This window comes from Streptococcus infantis (assembly GCF_047464215.1).
GTDB lineage: Bacteria > Bacillota > Bacilli > Lactobacillales > Streptococcaceae > Streptococcus > Streptococcus infantis_P.
In genome coordinates this window covers 143624-164337 of sequence record NZ_JASHCG010000003.1, presented here as the reverse complement: position 1 = coordinate 164337, position 20714 = coordinate 143624, and the positions used below count along the sequence as shown (strand labels likewise).

18 protein-coding genes are annotated in these 20714 nt (G+C 37.8%); all 18 read left to right on the top strand.

All coding sequences use genetic code 11. The features are described from left to right. Positions 1-10 precede the first annotated feature (10 nt). Positions 11-244 (top strand): preprotein translocase subunit SecG, encoded by a 234-nt coding sequence (gene secG / locus QM469_RS03085; RefSeq protein ID WP_000282514.1) that lies wholly within the window; start codon positions 11-13, stop codon positions 242-244. A 98-nt stretch (positions 245-342) separates the two neighbouring features. Continuing rightward, positions 343-2685 carry a ribonuclease R gene (gene rnr, locus QM469_RS03080; RefSeq protein ID WP_248034185.1) on the top strand — a complete coding sequence of 781 codons (2343 nt, stop codon included), beginning with the start codon at positions 343-345 and terminating at the stop codon, positions 2683-2685. Continuing rightward, entirely contained in the window at positions 2648-3115 is a 468-nt protein-coding gene (gene smpB / locus QM469_RS03075) for an SsrA-binding protein SmpB (RefSeq protein WP_153224728.1), read from the top strand. Before rnr ends, smpB begins: the two co-directional genes overlap by 38 nt. 14 nt (positions 3116-3129) lie before the next feature. Continuing rightward, a complete protein-coding gene (gene tehB, locus QM469_RS03070; RefSeq protein WP_248034186.1) occupies positions 3130-3990 on the top strand; it encodes an SAM-dependent methyltransferase TehB in 861 nt (286 codons plus the stop codon). A gap of 203 nt (positions 3991-4193) precedes the next feature. Continuing rightward, positions 4194-5342 carry a hypothetical protein gene (locus QM469_RS03065; protein ID WP_311522349.1) on the top strand — a complete coding sequence of 383 codons (1149 nt, stop codon included), beginning with the start codon at positions 4194-4196 and terminating at the stop codon, positions 5340-5342. A 94-nt stretch (positions 5343-5436) separates the two neighbouring features. Further along, positions 5437-6393: a competence protein CoiA gene (locus QM469_RS03060; RefSeq protein WP_414276073.1), complete on the top strand. Its 957-nt coding sequence runs from the start codon at positions 5437-5439 to the stop codon at positions 6391-6393. An 18-nt stretch (positions 6394-6411) separates the two neighbouring features. Beyond that, positions 6412-8214, top strand: a complete 1803-nt coding sequence (gene pepF / locus QM469_RS03055) for an oligoendopeptidase F (RefSeq protein WP_414276072.1) — start codon at positions 6412-6414, stop codon at positions 8212-8214. A gap of 5 nt (positions 8215-8219) precedes the next feature. Then, positions 8220-8933 (top strand): O-methyltransferase, encoded by a 714-nt coding sequence (locus QM469_RS03050; RefSeq protein WP_075230470.1) that lies wholly within the window; start codon positions 8220-8222, stop codon positions 8931-8933. Between the two features lie 73 nt (positions 8934-9006). Beyond that, on the top strand, positions 9007-9948 hold the full coding sequence (prsA, locus tag QM469_RS03045) for a peptidylprolyl isomerase PrsA (protein WP_371559160.1): 942 nt from the start codon (positions 9007-9009) through the stop codon (positions 9946-9948). A gap of 272 nt (positions 9949-10220) precedes the next feature. Further along, entirely contained in the window at positions 10221-11432 is a 1212-nt protein-coding gene (gene ftsW / locus QM469_RS03040; RefSeq protein WP_371559161.1) for a cell division peptidoglycan polymerase FtsW, read from the top strand. Positions 11433-11456: 24 nt separating this feature from the next. After that, positions 11457-14282 (top strand): phosphoenolpyruvate carboxylase, encoded by a 2826-nt coding sequence (gene ppc, locus QM469_RS03035; protein WP_414276071.1) that lies wholly within the window; start codon positions 11457-11459, stop codon positions 14280-14282. Between the two features lie 435 nt (positions 14283-14717). Further along, complete coding sequence (gene trpX, locus QM469_RS03030) at positions 14718-15719, top strand: tryptophan ABC transporter substrate-binding protein (protein ID WP_414276070.1); 1002 nt, start codon at positions 14718-14720, stop codon at positions 15717-15719. Positions 15720-15780: 61 nt separating this feature from the next. After that, entirely contained in the window at positions 15781-16647 is an 867-nt protein-coding gene (locus QM469_RS03025; RefSeq protein WP_414276069.1) for an ABC transporter permease, read from the top strand. Then, a complete protein-coding gene (locus QM469_RS03020) occupies positions 16644-17402 on the top strand; it encodes an ABC transporter ATP-binding protein (RefSeq protein ID WP_414276068.1) in 759 nt (252 codons plus the stop codon). Before QM469_RS03025 ends, QM469_RS03020 begins: the two co-directional genes overlap by 4 nt. A 263-nt stretch (positions 17403-17665) precedes the next feature. Further along, positions 17666-18388: a TipC family immunity protein gene (locus tag QM469_RS03015; RefSeq protein ID WP_414276066.1), complete on the top strand. Its 723-nt coding sequence runs from the start codon at positions 17666-17668 to the stop codon at positions 18386-18388. An 86-nt stretch (positions 18389-18474) separates the two neighbouring features. Next, complete coding sequence (locus QM469_RS03010) at positions 18475-19197, top strand: TipC family immunity protein (RefSeq protein WP_414276065.1); 723 nt, start codon at positions 18475-18477, stop codon at positions 19195-19197. Positions 19198-19516: 319 nt separating this feature from the next. Further along, positions 19517-20140, top strand: coding sequence for a TipC family immunity protein (locus QM469_RS03005; protein ID WP_414276064.1), 624 nt, complete (start codon positions 19517-19519; stop codon positions 20138-20140). Positions 20141-20179: 39 nt separating this feature from the next. After that, the gene (locus tag QM469_RS03000) at positions 20180-20707 is read left to right on the top strand and encodes a hypothetical protein (protein WP_414276063.1); all 528 of its coding nucleotides are present in this window, start codon (positions 20180-20182) and stop codon (positions 20705-20707) included. Positions 20708-20714 lie beyond the last annotated feature (7 nt).

Here is a 20714-nt window from a genome sequence, read left to right as displayed (position 1 = left end):
GGAGTTTGATATGTATAACCTATTATTAACCATTCTATTAGTATTATCTGTTGTGATTGTGATTGCAATTTTCATGCAACCAACTAAAAACCAATCTAGCAATGTATTTGATGCCAGTGCAGGTGATTTGTTTGAACGTAGCAAAGCGCGCGGTTTTGAAGCTGTGATGCAACGTTTGACAGGAATTTTAGTCTTTTTCTGGCTAGCCATTGCCTTAGCATTGACGGTATTATCAAGTAGATAAGAAAATAATGGGCGGGACTAGGTCTTTGCCTATTTTTATTTTTAAAAGAAATAAGGTTTTACACCAAAAAGAAAATATTATAAATCTAGAAAGTAAACATGAAAGATAAAATAAAAGAATATTTACAAGAGAAGGGGAGTGTCACAGTTAATGACTTGGCCAGTGCTCTCGGGAAGGATGGTTCAAAGGACTTCCGTGAGTTAATCAAAACTCTTTCCTTGATGGAACGTAAGCACCAGATTCGCTTTGAAGAAGATGGTAGTTTAACCCTAGAACAGAAGAAAAAACATGAGATTACCCTAAAAGGAATTTTCCATGCCCATAAAAATGGGTTCGGTTTTGTAAGTCTTGAAGGCGAAGAAGACGATCTTTTTGTTGGAAAAAGTGATGTTAATTATGCCATTGATGGTGATACTGTTGAAGTTGTCATCAAGAAAGTTGCTGACCGTAACAAAGGAACTGCTGCAGAAGCAAAGATTATCGACATCCTAGAGCACAGTTTAACAACAGTTGTTGGGCAAATTATTCTTGATGAAGAGAAACCAAAGTATGCGGGTTATATCCGTTCTAAAAATCAAAAGATTAGTCAACCGATTTATGTGAAAAAGCCATCTCTCAAACTAGAAGGGACAGAAGTTCTCAAGGTCTTTATCGATAAATACCCAAGTAAGAAACACGACTTCTTTGTGGCGAGTGTTTTAGATGTTGTGGGACATTCAACGGATGCAGGAATTGACGTTCTTGAGGTCTTGGAATCAATGGACATTGTCTCAGAATTTCCAGAGGCTGTTATTAAAGAAGCAGAAAGTGTACCTGATGCTCCATCCCAAAAAGACATGGAAGGCCGTCTGGACCTGAGAGATGAAATTACATTTACCATAGATGGAGCAGATGCTAAGGACTTGGACGACGCAGTTCACATCAAGCACTTGAAGAATGGAAATTTTGAACTAGGAGTTCATATCGCGGATGTTTCATACTATGTAACAGAGGGTTCTGCCCTTGACAAGGAAGCCCTCAATCGAGCGACCTCTGTCTATGTGACAGACCGAGTAGTTCCAATGCTACCAGAACGCCTTTCAAATGGCATCTGTTCTCTTAATCCTCAAGTGGACCGCTTGACTCAATCTGCTATTATGGAGATTGACAAAAATGGTCGGGTTCGTAATTACACCATTACGCAGACAGTTATCAAGACAAGTTTCCGTATGACTTATAGTGATGTGAATGATATCCTAGAAGGTGATGAAGAGAAGAGACAAGAGTATAAGAAAATTGTTCCTAGCATCGAACTCATGGCCAAGCTCCATGAAATTCTTGAAGGTATGCGGATTAAGCGTGGAGCTCTTAATTTTGATACCAATGAAGCTAAAATCTTGGTTGACAAGCAAGGGAAACCAGTAGATATTGTTCTTCGTCATCGCGGTACTGCAGAACGTATGATTGAGTCCTTTATGCTGATTGCCAATGAAACAGTTGCTGAGCATTTTAGCAAGTTGGAACTTCCTTTTATTTATCGAATTCACGAGGAGCCTAAAGCTGAGAAAGTTCAGAAATTTATTGATTATGCTTCAAGTTTTGGCTTGAGAATTTATGGGACTGCTAGTGAGATTAGTCAGGAAGCTCTTCAAGACATCATGCGTGCTGTTGAAGGTGAGCCTTATGCGGATGTTCTCTCTATGATGCTTCTGCGTTCTATGCAACAGGCTCGTTATTCTGAGCATAATCACGGTCATTATGGACTAGCTGCGGACTATTACACTCACTTTACCAGTCCGATTCGCCGTTATCCGGACCTCCTTGTTCATCGTATGATTCGTGACTATGGACGTTCTAAGGAAGTAGCGGAGCATTTTGAACAAGTAATTCCTGAGATTGCGACCCAGTCTTCAAATCGTGAGCGCAGAGCTATTGAGGCAGAGCGTGAAGTTGAAGCCATGAAAAAAGCTGAATACATGGAAGAGTTTGTGGGTGAAGAGTATGATGCAGTCGTTTCAAGTATCGTCAAGTTTGGTCTTTTTGTTGAATTGCCAAATACAGTCGAAGGCTTGATTCACATTACTAATTTACCTGAGTTCTATCATTTTAACGAACGTGATTTGACTCTTCGTGGGGAGAAATCAGGGACAACCTTCCGTGTGGGACAACAGATACGCATTCGTGTCGAAAGAGCCGATAAGATGACAGGGGAGATTGATTTCTCCTTTATTCCAAGCGAATTTGATGTGATTGAGAAAGGTTTGAAAGACTCTGGCCGCAAGGATAGAGGTAGTCGTTCGGATAAGAAAGAAGACAAGAGAAAAGCTGGTCGCTCAAGTGATAAGCGCAAGCATTCATCAAAAGACAAGAAGAAAAAGAGCAAGAAACCTTTTTATAAGGAAGTAGCAAAGAAAGGAGCTAAGCATGGCAAAGGGCGAGGGAAAGGTCGTCGCACAAAATAAGAAAGCAAGCCACGATTATACAATTGTTGATACCATTGAAGCAGGAATGGTCCTCACTGGTACAGAAATCAAAAGTGTTCGAGCAGCCCGCATCAATCTGAAAGATGGGTTTGCTCAGGTTAAGAATGGGGAAGTTTGGCTGAGCAATGTCCATATCGCTCCTTATGAGGAGGGCAACATCTGGAACCAGGAGCCAGAACGTCGTCGTAAACTTCTCCTTCATAAAAAACAAATCCAGAAATTGGAGCAAGAAACCAAAGGGACAGGGATGACTCTGGTTCCACTTAAAGTCTACATCAAAGACGGCTATGCCAAGCTTCTTTTAGGACTTGCTAAAGGAAAACATGACTACGATAAACGTGAGTCGATTAAACGTCGTGAGCAAGACCGAGACATTGCGCGTGTTATGAAAGCAGTTAACCATCGATAGAAAGAGTGAAGTAAATGGAAAAACTAGTTGCCTATAAACGCATGCCTGTCTGGAATAAAGACACCATGCCAGAAGCTGTTCAAAGAAAACACAATACTAAGGTCGGAACCTGGGGCAAGATTACCGTATTAAAAGGGGCTCTTAAGTTTATTGAATTGACTGAGGAGGGGGAAGTTATAGCTGAGCACCTCTTTGAAGCAGGTGCCGATAATCCTATGGCGCAACCTCAAGCTTGGCACAGAGTGGAAGCTGCCACAGATGATGTAGAATGGTATCTGGAATTTTATTGTAAACCAGAGGATTATTTCCCAAAGAAATACAATAGCAATCCAGTTCATTCGGAGGTTTTAGAAGCTATGCAGACGGTGAAGCCATGTAAGGCACTTGACCTAGGATGTGGTCAAGGAAGAAACGCCCTCTTTCTCGCTCAACATGGATTTGATGTCACAGCTGTAGATCAAAATGAGCTATCCCTTGAAATGTTGCAAAGTATCGTAGAGCAAGAAGATTTAGAAATGCCTGTAGGTCTCTACGATATCAATTCAGCTAGCATTGGACAAACTTATGATTTTATCGTATCAACGGTTGTGCTCATGTTTTTACAAGCAGAACGTATTCCTGCTATTATCCAAAACATGCAAGAACAAACCTCAATTGGAGGTTACAATTTGATAGTGTGTGCTATGGATACAGAAGATTATCCATGTTCAGTGAACTTCCCATTCACCTTTAAAGAAGGGGAATTGGCAAATTACTACCAGGACTGGGAGTTAGTGAAGTACAATGAAAATCCTGGTCATTTGCACCGTCGTGACGAAAATGGCAATCGTATCCAACTACGATTTGCGACCATGTTGGCTAAAAAGGTAAAATAAGCTAATAAAACGAATAGAGGATAGAAAAATCTTCTATTCGTTTTTCTATATAAAGATTTGAGAATGAATTATTGTAATTATGCTATACTAGAAGTGTAGAAAATGATTAAGACAATCTCTTAACCCATATTTCTATGAAGTTTATTCTAAGTAATTTTAAATTTTCTATACAACTAGCAAATTTTTAATAGGGAGGTAGCGATATGCCTAGTCTTTTAGTCGAACTTTTTGATCATCACACTATCGAGAAAAATGTTTATCAGACTTTTATTTGTGATTGTGATGAGGTTTTATTTCTCTCCTTGAAAAAAATTACAGAAGATGAAAGATTGGCCTTGAAACATTTTTTGCTGGATCAAGTTTCCCATGTAAAACAAGTGCATTTTCGGCAAATAAGTCTAGATAAGATTACGGATGATTTGAATCTTTTCTTGACTAACTATGATTCAGTGACCATCGATGCTTTTGGCGGAGATAATCTATTAGCAATGGTTCTTTATCAGTATGCTTTGGAGAGAAATATACCACTTCTTGCAATGGATGTTGACCATGGTCTACAGTATGACTGGAAGCTTGGGAAATTGGAGAAAAAGAACCTGGTGGTCCCAACTCTAACCATCCAGCAGTTGATTGCCCTACGTGGTGGTAAACTACTAAAGTCCAAGCAACCTTTCCATACGCCTAAACAGATTGCTGCTATCAAAAAACTGGCAAATTTTGCCCTTACAAATCCTGAAGAGTGGTTAAAAGTAACACAATTTTTTGCGCTGGCAAAGACGAGTAATATTCATTCTGAAACAGGAAAAGTGCTAGAGAATAATGGGAAACGTTATTATTACCCTAAATCTATCATTTCCTTATTAACAGATGCTGGCTTGCTCCATATTGAAGAGGAAACTTCTAAACACGTTAGTTATACTTTTTCTACCCCCGAGGCCCAACTGCTTTGTCGGAGCAAAGGCCATATTTTAGAACTCTATCTTTACCTTCTAGCGCTAGAGTCAGAGTATTTTGATGAATGTATGATTGGGGCTGAAATTGATTGGAATGGTATTTTCCCTGAGGCTGATAATGTACAAAATGAGATTGATGTTGTCCTTCGTAAAGGTAGGTCCATTGTTTTTATTTCCTGTAAAATGACAGACTTATCAGTAGAGGCTATAAATGAATTAAAACTTTATGCCACCCATTTTGCCGGGGAAAGTTGTCTAAAACTAATTGTTTGTTCTGGGAAAATAAATCCAGTATACATCAATCGTTGCCATGAATACGGAGTCTTGGTCATAAAAAATGATCAGATTTCTAACATCATTCCGATGTTGGAAAAGAAACTCAAAAGAAAAAGCAGATAAAAACTCTCTCTTAAGTCGTTAAATAATCTATGAAAAGGCTGTTTTTCTCAGCCTTTTTCTTATCCTTTTCGAATAAAGTAGAAAAGGAGGTTTTATGTTTTTAGCTAGAGATGAAAAAGGGAGCCTAGTCAATGCCTTGGAGGATGAACTAGTCAAACAAGCTTATTATTGTCCAGCTTGTAGAACAAGTGTCCGCTTGAGGAAAGGAAAAAACGTGCGAAGGCATTTTGCCCATGAAAGTCTTAAACAATGTGATTTTTTCCATGAAAATGAAGGGCCAGAGCATCTGGAAAACAAGAAACGTTTATTTTATTGGGTTAAGAAGAATGATGAAGTTGAGATGGAATATCCCATACCTGAACTGAAGCAAATCGCAGATATCTTTATCAATAAGCAACTAGCTCTAGAAATCCAGTGTAGTCCCATTTCTTGTGACCTTTTGAGGGATAGAAGCAATGGTTATCGAAGTTTGGGAATTCAAGTTCTTTGGCTACTAGGGGAAAAGCTCTGGCTAAGAGAGCGTCTAACTAAACTTCAGAGAGATTTTCTTTACTTTAGTAATAACATGGGCTTTCATATTTGGGAGTTAGACCATAAAAAACAGGTTTTGAGACTCAAGTATCTCCTTCACCAAGATTTGAAAGGAAAACTCCATTATCAAGTCAAGGAATTTTCTTATGACAAAGGAAATCTTCTAGAAATATTACGGACTCCTTATCAGCAACAAAATCTTATCACTTTTTCGGTTGAACAAGATAAGAACATTTGCCATTACATTCAAAAACAACTCTACTATCAAACTCCTTATTGGATGAAGCAACAAGCTCAGGCATACTTGAGAGGGGAGAACCTTTTGAATCTGAAGAATCAGGACTGGTATCCTCAAGTAAGGCCTATAGAAAAAGGTCAATTTTGCCAGATAACTATAGATTTGCAGGGCTATTACAACAATTTTCAGGCCTATTATCAACAAAATCCCAAAACTGACACACAAAAGCTCTATCCCCCAGCTTTTTATCAGCAATATTTCTTAAAAAATGTGGTAAAATAGAAAGGATGGAGGAATCTTATGGTATTACAACGAAATGAAATAAATGAAAAAGACAAATGGGATCTATCAACGATCTTTGCTACTGATCAGGCTTGGGAAGAAGCCCTCAAGCAACTGTCAGAGGAAGTGGAAACAGTTGACCAATATGTAGGTCATCTTTTAGACAGTGCTCAGAGCTTGCTTGAAATTACTGAACGTTCTCTAGAGTTAGAGCGCCAGTTGGAGAAGCTTTATGTCTATGCGCATATGAAAAATGACCAAGACACACGTGAAGCTAAGTATCAAGAATACTATGCTAAGGCTATGACGATTTATAGCCAGCTTGATCAGGCACTTTCTTTCTACGAGCCAGAGTTTATGGAGATTACTGAGGAACAAATGACTGCTTTCTTGGCTGCTGAACCTAAACTTGAGCTTTATAAACACTTTTTTGATCAGCTCTTACAAAAGAAAGATCATGTTCTTTCACAGCGCGAAGAAGAATTGCTTGCAGGGGCCAGTGAAATCTTTGGGTCGGCAAGTGAAACCTTTGCTATTCTAGACAATGCTGATCTTACTTTCCCTTACGTTTTGGATGACGAAGATAATGAAGTGCAGCTTTCTCACGGAACCTACGTACGTTTGATGGAATCAAAAAATCGTGAAGTACGTCGTTGTGCCTATGAAGCACTTTATGCTACTTACGAGCAGTTCCAGCATACCTATGCTAAGACTCTACAGACCAATGTCAAAGTCCAAAACTACCGTGCTAAAGTTCGCAATTATGAGAGTGCTCGTCAGGCTGCTCTTGCGGCTAACTTTGTACCAGAAAGTGTCTATGACAATCTAGTGTCAGCAGTTCGCAAACACTTGCCACTTTTGCATCGTTATCTTGCATTACGTTCAAAAATCTTGAGTATTCCAGACCTCAAGATGTATGATGTCTATACACCACTTTCTTCAGTAGACTACAGCTTTACTTACGAGGAAGCCTTGAAGAAGGCAGAAGAAGCTTTGGCAGTTTTGGGTGATGATTACTTGAGTCGTGTGAAACGTGCCTTTAGCGAACGTTGGATAGATGTGTATGAAAACCAAGGCAAGCGTTCAGGTGCTTATTCAGGTGGATCATACGATACAAATGCCTTCATGCTTCTTAACTGGCAGGACAATCTAGATAATCTCTTTACTCTTGTACATGAAACTGGACACAGTATGCACTCTAGCTATACTCGTGAAACCCAGCCATATGTTTATGGAGACTATTCAATTTTCTTAGCAGAAATTGCTTCAACTACTAATGAAAACATCCTGACAGAAAAATTATTGCAAGAAGTTCAAGATGATGCAACTCGCTTTGCAATCTTAAACAACTTCCTAGATGGCTTCCGAGGTACAGTTTTCCGTCAAACTCAGTTTGCTGAATTTGAGCACGCTATCCACCAAGCTGACCAAAATGGTGAAGTCTTGACTAGTGAATTCTTAAATGAGCTTTATGCCGACTTGAATGAAGCTTACTATGGTTTGAGTAAAGAAGACAATCCTGAAATTCAATATGAATGGGCCCGTATTCCACATTTCTACTACAACTACTATGTGTATCAATATTCAACAGGCTTTGCAGCAGCTTCAGCCTTGGCTGAAAAGATTGTTCATGGTAGCCAAGAAGATCGTGATCGCTATATCGATTACCTCAAGGCAGGGAAGTCAGACTATCCACTTAATGTCATGAGAAAAGCAGGCGTTGATATGGAGAAGGAAGACTACCTCAACGATGCCTTTGCTGTCTTTGAACGTCGTTTAGATGAGTTTGAAGCTCTTGTTGAAAAATTAGGATTGGCATAAGACAGATGGTAAAGTCTTATAGTAAAAATGCCAATCATAACATGCGACGTCCTGTTGTCAAGCATGAGATTGTCGAGTTCATGCGCCACAGACAAAAGCAGGTGACGGGTTCCCTAAAAGAGCTAGAAAACTTTGCTCGCAAGGAGAATATTCCTATCATCCCTCACGAAACCGTCGCTTATTTTCGTTTCCTTATGGAAACCATTCAACCAAAAAACATTTTGGAAATCGGGACGGCTATTGGATTTTCAGCACTTTTAATGGCAGAGCATTCACCTAAGTCAAAAATTACCACTATTGACCGAAATCCTGAGATGATTGGTTTTGCCAAGGAAAATTTTGCAAAATTTGATAGCCGCAAACAAATCACTCTCTTAGAAGGTGATGCGGTAGATGTCCTGTCAACGTTGACTGAGACCTATGATTTTGTATTTATGGATTCTGCTAAGTCCAAATACATCGTCTTTCTACCAGAAATCCTCAAACACCTCGAAGTAGGTGGAGTCGTTGTCTTGGATGATATTTTCCAAGGAGGAGATATTGCGAGGGATATTATGGAAGTCCGACGTGGACAACGGACGATTTATCGTGGCTTGCAAAGACTATTTGATGCAACCTTAGACAATCCTGGCTTAACCGCTAGCTTGGTTCCTCTTGGAGATGGGATTCTCATGCTGAGAAAGAATCAAGCAGAAGTAGAACTGCCTGATATTGATTGATTTCAGATATTTTTAAGACAATTTGGTAAAATAGATAAGGTAAACCTTTATTTAGTATACAAAAGGAGTAAACATGAAGAAAAAACTAATGGCAGGAGCCATCACATTGTTGTCAGTAGCTACTTTGGCTGCTTGTTCAAACAGTTCTGAAGGAACTGACTTGATTAGCATGAAAGGCGATGTTATTACTGAGCATCAATTCTTTGAAGAAGTCAAAAATAATGCTACTGCTCAACAAGTCTTGCTGAATATGACCATTCAAAAAGTTTTTGAAAAACAATATGGTTCAGAAGTAAGTGATAAAGAAGTAGATGATGCAGTTGCAGAAGAACAAAAGAAATACGGTGATAGCTATCAAACGATTCTCGCCCGTTCAGGTATGACTGCAGAAAGCCGTAAAGCTCAAATTCGTACAAGTAAATTAGTTGAGTATGCTGTTAAGAAAGCTGCTGAAGCTGAATTAACAGATGAAAACTACAAAAAAGCTTTTGAAGAGTATACTCCAGAAGTAACGGCTCAAATTATTAAACTTGACAGTGAAGATAAGGCTAAGGAAGTTCTTGCCAAAGCAAAAGAGTCTGGAGCTGACTTTGCACAACTTGCAAAAGACAATTCTACAGACGAAAAGACAAAAGAAAATGGTGGAGAAATTACTTTTGACTCTGCATCAACAGAATTACCAGATGTAGTTAAGAAAGCAGCTTTTGCTCTTGATGTCAACGGAATTTCAGATGTTATCACTGCTCCAGGAACTCAAGCTTATACAAGTAGTTTCTACATTGTTAAGTTGACGAAGAAATCAGAAAAATCTTCTAACTTGGATGATTATAAAGAAAAACTTAAAACAATCATTTTGACTCAAAAACAAAATGATGCAACCTTTGTTCAAGGTGTTATTAGTAAAGAATTGCAAGATGCCAACATTAAAGTTAAAGATCAGGCCTTCCAAAATATCTTTACACAATACATCAAAGGCGAAACAACTTCTGACAGCAGCAGTAGCACCTCAAACTAAGATAGTAATGAACTACCTTCCTCTGTCTGTAAGGTAGTTTTTAAGTTTATAAAATATCAACATTATAGTTTTAAAAGTCCTAGTAACTTAAAACGCTCGATAGGTCGGATAAGGGGAATACTCAAGACATTCTAGTCCAGAGTCTGTTTTGAGTAAAATTCGAATGTTTATACTATAAGAGTTTTTTTCTAGGCTAAAAAATGGTATAATAGCATGTAAAACTAGAAATAATAAGGGAAAATAAAAATATTTTTCCGAAAGATAGGTGACATATGAAAATAAGTAAAAGGCACCTGCTGAATTATTCCATTTTGATTCCTTATTTACTGTTATCCGTTTTAGGATTGATAGTAGTTTATTCGACAACTAGTGCGACCCTTATTCAGGAGGGGAAAAGTGCATTATATCTAGTGCGAAATCAGGGGATTTTCTGGATAGCCAGTTTATTCTTAATAGCCTTAATCTATAAATTAAAATTAGGATTTCTTCGTAATGAGCGGTTGCTCTTTATCATTATGTTTGTCGAGCTGATACTCCTAGCTCTGGCACGGTTAATAGGTAGTCCCATCAATGGAGCATATGGCTGGATCAAGGTTGGTCCCATCACGATTCAACCAGCAGAGTATCTAAAGATTATTATCATTTGGTACTTGGCTCAGCGTTTTTCAAAACAACAAGATGAGATAGCAGTTTATGACTTCCAAGTTTTAACCCTCAATCAGTGGTTGCCAAGAGCCTTTAATGATTGGCGTTTTGTCCTCTTGGTCATGATTGGTAGTTTGGCAATCTTCCCTGACCTTGGGAATGCTACCATCTTGATTTTGGTATCCTTGCTCATGTATACCATCAGTGGAATAGCTTATCGGTGGTTCACAACTATTCTGGGCTTACTAGCTGGTGTCTCTATGATTTCCTTAACAGCCATTCGGATAATCGGTGTTGAGAAATTCTCTAAAATTCCCGTATTTGGTTATGTTGCCAAGCGGTTCAGTGCTTTTTTCAACCCATTTAATGACTTGGCTGGAGCTGGACACCAGTTGGCCAATTCCTACTATGCCATGGTTAATGGAGGATGGTTTGGTCTGGGATTAGGAAATTCTATTGAAAAACGAGGGTATCTGCCAGAAGCCCATACAGACTTTGTCTTTTCGATTGTCATTGAAGAGTTTGGATTTGTAGGGGCAAGTCTTATTCTCGCTCTCCTATTCTTCTTAATTCTACGAATAATTTTGGTAGGTATTCGAGCAAGGGATCCTTTCAACTCAATGGTAGCAATCGGTATTGGTGGTATGATTCTAATACAGGTTTTTGTTAACATTGGAGGTATTTCAGGCTTGATTCCTTCAACAGGGGTAACCTTCCCTTTCCTTTCGCAAGGGGGGAATAGCCTCTTGGTTCTTTCTGTAGCCATAGCATTTGTATTAAATATTGATGCCAGTGAGAAGCGTGCGCGACTTTTTAGTGAATACGACGCACAGCTTTAAGACATAGATAACAAGGAGAAAAAAATGTCTCTTCAAAAGTTAGAAAATTATAGTAACAAAACGGTCGTACAAGAAGAAGTGCAAATCTTGACAGAAATGCTCGAAGATATTACAAAAAATATGCTTCCTGCTGAAACCTTTGATAAGATTATGCACTTGAAAGAACTTTCTTCAAAACTTGACTATCAAGGGCTAGATAAAGTAGTAACAGGGCTTTCAAATGATGAGATGGTCTACATTTCTAGATACTTCTCTATTTTGCCTCTTTTAATTAACATCTCAGAAGATGTTGACTTGGCTTATGAGATTAACCACCTAAATAATGTTGATCAAGACTATCTGGGTAAATTGTCAACAACGATCAAAATGGTGGCTGAAAAAGAAAATGCTGCCGAGATTCTTGAACACTTGAATGTGGTACCAGTTTTGACAGCCCATCCAACTCAGGTTCAACGTAAGAGTATGTTGGATTTGACCACTCATATCCATACCCTTTTGCGTAAATATCGTGATGTGAGAATGGGACTCATCAACAAAGAAAAATGGCATAATGATCTTCGTCGCTATATTGAGATTATCATGCAGACAGATATGATTCGGGAGAAGAAACTAAAAGTAACCAACGAAATCACCAACGTGATGGAGTACTACAATAGTTCCTTCCTACAGGCTGTCCCTAACTTGATGTTAGAGTACAAGCGTCTAGCAAAAGAACAAGGTATTGATCTTAAACAAGCCAAACCAATTACTATGGGAATGTGGATCGGTGGAGACCGTGATGGAAATCCATTTGTAACTGCTGAGACGCTCATGCGTTCTGCTACCATTCAAAGTGAAGTGGTTTTGAACTATTATATCAGTAAGATTTCTAGTCTGTATCGTACCTTCTCTCTTTCAACGAATTTATCAAAAACTAGCAAAGCTGTTGAAGAAATGGCTGCTCAGTCTGGAGATACATCCGTCTTTCGTGAGAAAGAACCCTATCGTCGTGCCTTTCATTTGATTCAGTCCAAATTGATTCAAACTCTTTTGAATTTGAAAGAATGGTCTGTTGTTGGCTCGTCAGCTGATGAACGTCATCCTGTTGAACGTTTGCTCGGTGCCAATAGCCATCAGCAAGGAGCGGTTACAGATTACATTGGTAATCGTCTTTCAGGAGCTATTCAAGAGCTGGCTGAAGATCGTCCACCATTTTACGAAACAGTCGAAGAGTTTAAGCAAGATCTATACATTATTAAGGACTCATTACTTGAAAACAAGGCAGAGGCCTTACTCACAGGTGAATTTGCAGAACTTTTAGAAGCTGTAGAAGTCTTTGGTTTCTTCTTGGCTTCCATCGACATGCGTCAAGATTCAAGCGTCCACGAAGCCTGTGTAGCAGAATTGTTGGCATCTGCTGGAATCAATGACCACTATAGTGATTTATCAGAAGATGAAAAATGTGAATTGCTTTTGCATGAATTATTAGAAGATCCTCGAATCTTGTCTGCAACTCATGCTGAGAAGTCTGAACTTCTCGAAAAAGAACTGGCTATTTTCCAAACAGCACGTGAATTAAAAGATCGTTTAGGAGAAGATGTCATTCGTCAAACGATTATCTCACATGCAACAAGTGTGTCAGATATGCTTGAGTTGGCTATTATGCTAAAAGAAGTTGGTCTGGTAGATGCTGAAAAAGCGCGTGTTCAGATTGTTCCACTCTTTGAGACGATTGAAGACTTGGATCATTCTGAAGAAACTATGAGAAAGTATTTCTCTCTACCACTTGCTAAGAAATGGATTGCATCTAAAAACAACTACCAAGAAATCATGCTCGGCTACTCTGATAGTAACAAGGATGGTGGTTATCTATCATCTTGTTGGACACTTTATAAGGCCCAACAACAATTGACTGCTATTGGTGATGAATTTGGAGTCAAAGTAACTTTCTTCCATGGTCGTGGTGGTACCGTTGGCCGTGGTGGTGGTCCTACTTATGATGCTATTGCTTCTCAACCACTCAAGTCCATCAAGGATCGTATCCGTTTGACTGAGCAAGGAGAAGTTATCGGAAACAAATACGGAAACAAGGATGCAGCTTACTATAACCTCGAAATGTTGGTTTCAGCAGCTATCAACCGTATGATTACCAAGAAGAAGAGTGATACCAATACGTCAAATCGCTATGAAGCCATCATGGATCAAGTAGTAGAACGTAGCTACGATATTTATCGTGAACTCGTATTTGGAAATGAACATTTCTATGATTATTTCTTTGAATCGAGTCCAATCAAGGCTATCTCAAGTTTCAATATTGGTTCTCGACCGGCTGCTCGTAAAACAATCACTGAAATCGGTGGTCTGCGCGCTATTCCTTGGGTATTCTCATGGTCACAAAGTCGTGTTATGTTCCCAGGCTGGTATGGTGTTGGTTCAAGTTTCAAGGAATTTATCGATCAAGATCCTAAAAATATCGAAATCCTTCGTGACATGTATAAAAACTGGCCTTTCTTCCAGTCGCTTTTATCTAACGTAGACATGGTCTTGTCTAAGTCAAATATGAATATTGCTTTTGAGTACGCACAACTTTGTGAAAGTGAGGAAGTCCAAGCAATTTACTATACCATTTTAGATGAATGGCAGTTGACTAAGGATGTTATCTTGGCTATTGAAGGCCATGAGGAGCTTTTGGCAGAAAATACCTATTTGAAAGACAGTCTCAACTACCGCATGCCTTATTTCAATATTCTTAACTATATTCAGTTAGAATTGATTAAGCGTCAACGTCGTGGTGAGTTATCTTCAGATGAAGAAAGATTAATCCATACAACTATCAACGGAATTGCTACAGGATTACGTAATTCAGGTTGATACAAGTTAGTTTTTATAAAAACCGTAGGAATTTTTGTTAATATTTAAAATATTTTATGAAAACCCTTGACAAGTTTTAGTAAAATGATATAATTTAAGCATTCAGAAAGTAATCATTGAAATTTTTTAGAGAGTCTGTGGTTGGTGGAAACAGATAGATGGAAGTGATGAAAATTGGGCTGAATGTTATTAAGAATTTGAAATCATAAGAATTCGGTGAGCACACCTTACAGTGCAACTCGTTTTAGCGAGTAAGAGCGATAGGACAAGTTTCTATAATTGAGGTGGCACCGCGCATCGACGTCCTCACACAAGTTTTTTGTGTGAGGACTTTTTCTATGGGGAGGAAAAAATTATGGAAATCAAACGATGGCGTCGCTTGAATAAGTGATTGAATAAAAAAATAATAAGTTAAGAAGAAATAAGGAGAAAATTATGAAAAACAAACGTCTACTTGGTATTATCGTAGCATTAGCACTTGTTGTTGGTGGAAGCTTGGTATATTCTAGCTTAACGAAGCAAGAAACTAAAACTGAGATAGCAAATAAAACTGCTAAGGTTGGTGTTCTACAGTTCGTCAGCCATCCATCACTCGATTTGATTTACCAAGGTATCCAAGATGGACTTGCTGAAGAAGGCTATAAAGGTGACCAAGTTAAAATCGACTTTATGAACTCAGAAGGTGACCAAAGTAAGGTTGCGACAATGAGTAAACAATTGGTGGCAAATGGAAATGATGTCGTTGTCGGTATTGCAACACCAGCAGCTCAAGGTCTTGCAAGTGCAACAAAAGACCTTCCTGTTATCATGGCAGCTATCACAGACCCAATTGGTGCTAACCTTGTACAAAACTTGGAAAAACCAGGTGGGAACATCACTGGGGTGTCTGACCACAACCCTGCTCAACAACAGGTTGAATTGATCAAGACATTGACTCCTGATGTCAAGACGGTTGGAGCTCTTTACTCAAGTAGTGAAGATAACTCAAAATCACAAGTTGAAGAATTCAAAACTTATGCTGAAAAAGCTGGTTTTAAAGTAGAAACATTTGCAGTTCCTTCAACGAATGAAATTGCTTCAACAGTTAATGTTATGACTGGTAAAGTAGATGCAATCTGGATTCCAATTGACAACACAATCGCATCTGCGTTCTCAACTGTAGTATCAAGCAACCAAACAGCTAAAAAACCAATCTACCCAAGTGCGACTGCCATGGTAGAAGCAGGTGGTTTGGCATCAGTCGTTGTGGACCAACACGATCTTGGTGTTGCTACTGGTAAAATGATTGCCAAAGTCTTGAAGGGTGAAAAACCTGCTGATACACCAGTCAATGTCTTCTCAACTGGTAAATCAGTTATCAACAAAAAAGTCGCTCAAGAACTTGGAATCACAATTCCTGAATCAGTTCTCAAAGAAGCTGGTCAAGTAATTGAATAAGAATGTAGGAGGAGTTGGAGACATCTCCTCCAATTTTTAAAATAAAGGAAACGAAACAAACATGCTAATATCTATTATTTCACAGGGATTGGTCTGGGCTATCCTGGGTTTGGGAATCTTTATGACCTTTCGAATTCTGAACTTTCCAGATATGACAACTGAAGGTTCCTTCCCATTGGGAGGAGCAGTAGCAGTGACTCTGATTACACAAGGAGTCAATCCTTTTCTTGCTACTTTAGCAGCCATAGGAGCCGGTTGTCTTGCTGGTTTAGCAGCTGGACTATTGTATACCAAAGGGAAAATTCCAACTCTTCTATCAGGAATTTTAGTCATGACTTCCTGTCATTCTATCATGCTCATGATTATGGGACGGGCTAACCTTGGACTTTTAAACACCAAGCAAATCCAAGATGTTCTTCCATTTTCATCAGAGGTTAATCAATTACTGACAGGTTTAATCTTTGTGACTTTGGTTATCCTTCTCATGCTTTTCTTCCTAGATACGAAACTTGGACAGGCCTATATCGCTACAGGGGATAATCCAGATATGGCTCGTAGTTTTGGTATCAATACAGGCCGTATGGAGCTTATGGGCTTGGTCTTGTCAAATGGTGTGATCGCCCTTTCTGGTGCCTTAATTGCCCAACAAGAAGGTTATGCGGATGTTTCTCGTGGTATCGGGGTTATCGTAGTTGGACTTGCTAGTCTGATTATCGGTGAAGTGCTCTTTAAGAGCCTTACATTAGCGGAACGCTTAGTTACTATTGTTGTTGGTTCCATCAGTTATCAATTCTTGGTATGGGGCGTTATTGCTCTCGGCTTTAATACTAGCTACCTCCGTTTGTACAGTGCTCTTATCCTAGCAACTTGCTTGGTAATTCCAACTCTTAAGGATAAATACTTGAAAGGAGTCAAGTTAAGCAAATGACAGCGATTGTAGAATTAAAAAATGCCACAAAAATTGTGAAAAATGGATTTGATGAAGAAAAGATTATCCTAAACGATGTTTCGCTTGATATTTATGAACACGACTTCATCACAATCTTAGGTGGAAATGGTGCAGGCAAGTCAACCCTCTTTAATAGCATTGCAGGAACTTTGCCCTTGACTAGTGGAAGTATTCGCATCATGGGGGAGGATGTGACTCATTTTAGTCCTGAAAAACGTGCCAAGTACCTTTCTCGTGTCTTTCAGGATCCTAAGATGGGAACTGCCCCTCGTATGACTGTTGCAGAAAACCTCTTGATTGCAAAGTTTCGTGGAGAAAAACGTGGTCTATTTCCAAGAAGACTCTCAGCTTACAAGGAAGAATTTCAAGCAACCATTGAGAAGGTTGGCAATGGGCTAGAGAAGCACTTAGATACACCGATTGAATTTTTGTCAGGTGGACAAAGACAGGCCTTGAGCCTCTTGATGGCAACCTTGAAACGTCCTGAACTCCTTTTGTTGGATGAACATACGGCAGCCCTTGACCCTAAAACAAGTGTGGCCTTGATGGAATTGACAGATGACTTTGTCAGTAAGGATTATCTGACTGCTTTGATGATTACCCACCATATGGAAGATGCTCTCAAGTATGGAAATCGCCTCATTGTCATGAAAGAAGGACGAATCATCCAAGATTTAAACAAGGATGAAAAAGCCAAGATGAAAATTTCCGATTACTATCAACTGTTTGAGTAATTGATTTTAAATAATTGAGATAAAAAACTTAGAAGTAGGCTTTTGCTTCTAAGTTTTTTGTATTAAAGGGAGATTATCTAAAAACGGTCTGGATTTCACCGTCTAAGATTTTATAGTATAATGATTATAAGGAAAATGTTGCTAAAGATAAAAAACTTATAAAAAAGGGTTTTGCGTCTGAATTTTATCTTGTCTCTAAAATAAGGTATCTAAAATGTATTTTTACTTTGTAAATTATATAAGTTCTAGATAAGGAAAAAGTCATGAAAAAAAATTTAAAAATTGTACTCATAACTGTATTAGGTTTTCTAACTTTGTTAGGGCTATATCGTGTCTATCAAAAGAATTATTATAAGGGCGTGTATGAATCTTTAAGTAATGTCTTTTTAGAGATGAACTATGCAGAAACCCATAGTGGTGTTTTACCTGGACTTGCTGATTTTAGTAAAGCCGTTGACGGAGGCCAATCATATCGCGATAAGGATATTATAGTTGGTATGAGTCCTGAAGCAGGCTTATCTGAGAGTGAAACTATATTAGTGTATGTAGGTATTGAAAAAACATTTCTAATTGAGTATAGGCGGTCGTTACCTGATGGCATATACCTTTTTATTGATTATGATTATAGAGATAAGATGCTCAAACAAACTATTGAAATTTCGGAATCTGATCAATCATTAGCATATGGATTGACCGGTTATCGTATAGAAATAAAGACTAGAGGAGAACTTGATTTAGCATTATATTTGAAAATTTCCTATGGTTTTAGTTCTACTAAAGGTTTACCAAGTTTTCAGCTAACAGATCCCAACGAAGTACTAGAGTATTTAAAACATCATGGGATTGATGAAGCTTGGATTAAAGAAAAATCTCACTTTATGCTCTATGATGTCGTTCTAGAACACTGGTTCAAAAATGGTAGTCAACGCTACTCAGTTGACAATCTTGGGGATGTAGAGATTGTGCCACTAAGTTTTTCTGAATAGGATGATACCCAAGCAATGGAGCTGTTAAAAAATAAGAATAATGTTGCTTATCAGTTTATCCAAGATTTAAGTAAGGAAAAAGGTAGATGAAAAAAATTTTTAAAATTGTACTCATAACTGTAGTAGGTTTTCTAACTTTGTTTAGTCTATATCGTGTCTATCAAAAGAATTATTATAAGGGAGTGTATGAATCTTTAAGTAATGTCTTTTTAGAAATGAACTATGCAGAAACCCATAGTGGTATTTTACCTGGACTTGCTGATTTTAGCAAAGCCGTTGACGGAAGTCAGTCGTTTAGAGATCCAGACTGGATAATTCCCATAGGACTTGATGCAGGCTTGTCTGAAAATGAGAGTTTAAAAGTGATTGTAGGTTTTGAAGAAACTTTTATTATTGAATACCAGCAACTATTATCTGATGGGAGATATCTTTATATAAAATATGACTACAATGATAAGAAACTTAACCAATCAGTCGAAATCTCAGATTCTAAATGGTCGGTAGCGTATGACTTAGCTAGTTACAATATACTCCATAAGGATGAGGGAAATCTAGATTTGGAGGCATATAAAGAATTATCACGTCAGTCGAAAATAGGGGATTCGATACCTAATTTTTACCTAACAAATCCCAACGAAGTACTAGAGTATTTAAAACCTCATGGGATTGATGAAGCTTGGATTAAAGAAAAATCCCACTTTATGCTCTATGATGTTGTTCTAGAACGCTGGTTCAAAAATGGTAGTCAACGCTACTCCGTTGATAATCTTGGGGATGTAGAGATTGTGCCATTGAATTTTTCCAAATAGATTGTCCTACTTATACAAAAAGTACTTTCTATCAAGTGTATGACTTGGAAAAAGATGTTTATATCTATATTTTAGGACGATAATCGAAATTTTGTGTTTAAATACGGTAAATAGTTATCTTCCATGTTCTACGGAAAAAATATCGAAGGATGTTCCTAATTCAGATTATTGGATCTAATTATAGATTGGATAAGTAATGTAACTTGATTGAAGGAAGAATATGATTTTGTGTTTAAGGAGTTCTTTTAAGTTTTATGATAGAAGATGATAAAAAGCTGATTTGCACGATTATATTGATTAACAAGAAAGAGGTCGCAAAATGAATAAAAAAATGTTTTATACCTTATCTATAGGGGCATTTGTAATCATGCTACTACCACTCGCTTTCACTTTTTTAAAGCCACGCTATAGTAATGTTTTTGAAGAAATTTATCATGACGAGTACCATCATGCCACAACTTCTTTTTTACGTACGAATTCTACTTTAAATAGAATACCTGAGATGGAAGTAAATAAAACAGGCGGGCTGCTTTACGGTTCAATTTCAGAAAAGTATCGTTCAGAAGTCTTACCTACAGGAGTTGAGAGTATTTCGTACAGTTTTTATTATCCAGATGGTAAACTAGATAGTGGAGAAATGTCTATAAATTTCCGATTCATGCATAGTAGTGGAGTGATTATAGATATATATTATAAGTATAATCACAAATCTGATGAATTGGTTCAGTCTCTAAGCATTATTGATGAAAAAAGGTTGACAGAACGTAATCAAATTATGGAGTATGTACAAGATAAAAAAATGGATCTTTCACCATACTTTACTAAAAGTGAAGAATTGTTACGAAATAAGATTATTCCAGACTGGCTTTCCGTCTATCCTAGTCAATTTTCAGTTGAAAATTGGGGTAATGTAAAAGTTATTTCCGAATACATACTGGATTAAAGAAATATCCTAAAACTGTTTACGGATGAGGTGAATCATATGAAGAAACAAAAAGAAGGCGTGGTAAACAATATTATTTATGTAAATACAAGTTATCAGGATTCAAAGTGTCGAATTTATCCGACAATAACAAATTTATTTGGTATTTTGAGAGAAATTATCCAAACAGAAGAAACTACAGAAAGCATTCTGATTACCCCTTTCTATATCAACGAAAAATTGGATTTTCAGGAAGAATTAGATATTGGAGTTTTCTATCTCAAGTGTGCGGACACTGTAACTGTAGAAGATAAACAGAACTTTTTAAGAAAACAAATGTATTGGTTACATCCAGATTCTGATTATAAAATCCTTGAGAATTACATATCAATGGAAGATGTAGAACATACTAATTTTTTAGTAGAAAAGAAAGATATTACTGGTTTTCAAGATAGTATTAATAGGTACATGGATTATCTGATGATTCGAGGGATTCCTCAAATGATGGTATGGCTTTACGATATGACCACACTAGATGTGGAATCCCTCCCATATGGGTATTTTTGTTTTGAGATTGTATCAAGTTGAGTTTTTT

Coding starts and splice junctions, on each gene's coding strand:
- pepF (WP_414276072.1), top strand. CDS start 6,412: ATGGTATTACAACGAAATGAAATAAATGAAAAAGACAAATGGGATCTA.
- rnr (WP_248034185.1), top strand. CDS start 343: ATGAAAGATAAAATAAAAGAATATTTACAAGAGAAGGGGAGTGTCACA.
- trpX (WP_414276070.1), top strand. CDS start 14,718: ATGAAAAACAAACGTCTACTTGGTATTATCGTAGCATTAGCACTTGTT.
- QM469_RS03050 (WP_075230470.1), top strand. CDS start 8,220: ATGGTAAAGTCTTATAGTAAAAATGCCAATCATAACATGCGACGTCCT.
- prsA (WP_371559160.1), top strand. CDS start 9,007: ATGAAGAAAAAACTAATGGCAGGAGCCATCACATTGTTGTCAGTAGCT.
- tehB (WP_248034186.1), top strand. CDS start 3,130: ATGGAAAAACTAGTTGCCTATAAACGCATGCCTGTCTGGAATAAAGAC.
- secG (WP_000282514.1), top strand. CDS start 11: ATGTATAACCTATTATTAACCATTCTATTAGTATTATCTGTTGTGATT.
- QM469_RS03000 (WP_414276063.1), top strand. CDS start 20,180: ATGAAGAAACAAAAAGAAGGCGTGGTAAACAATATTATTTATGTAAAT.
- QM469_RS03015 (WP_414276066.1), top strand. CDS start 17,666: ATGAAAAAAAATTTAAAAATTGTACTCATAACTGTATTAGGTTTTCTA.
- QM469_RS03020 (WP_414276068.1), top strand. CDS start 16,644: ATGACAGCGATTGTAGAATTAAAAAATGCCACAAAAATTGTGAAAAAT.
- QM469_RS03060 (WP_414276073.1), top strand. CDS start 5,437: ATGTTTTTAGCTAGAGATGAAAAAGGGAGCCTAGTCAATGCCTTGGAG.
- QM469_RS03005 (WP_414276064.1), top strand. CDS start 19,517: ATGAATAAAAAAATGTTTTATACCTTATCTATAGGGGCATTTGTAATC.
- QM469_RS03010 (WP_414276065.1), top strand. CDS start 18,475: ATGAAAAAAATTTTTAAAATTGTACTCATAACTGTAGTAGGTTTTCTA.
- QM469_RS03025 (WP_414276069.1), top strand. CDS start 15,781: ATGCTAATATCTATTATTTCACAGGGATTGGTCTGGGCTATCCTGGGT.
- ftsW (WP_371559161.1), top strand. CDS start 10,221: ATGAAAATAAGTAAAAGGCACCTGCTGAATTATTCCATTTTGATTCCT.
- ppc (WP_414276071.1), top strand. CDS start 11,457: ATGTCTCTTCAAAAGTTAGAAAATTATAGTAACAAAACGGTCGTACAA.
- smpB (WP_153224728.1), top strand. CDS start 2,648: ATGGCAAAGGGCGAGGGAAAGGTCGTCGCACAAAATAAGAAAGCAAGC.
- QM469_RS03065 (WP_311522349.1), top strand. CDS start 4,194: ATGCCTAGTCTTTTAGTCGAACTTTTTGATCATCACACTATCGAGAAA.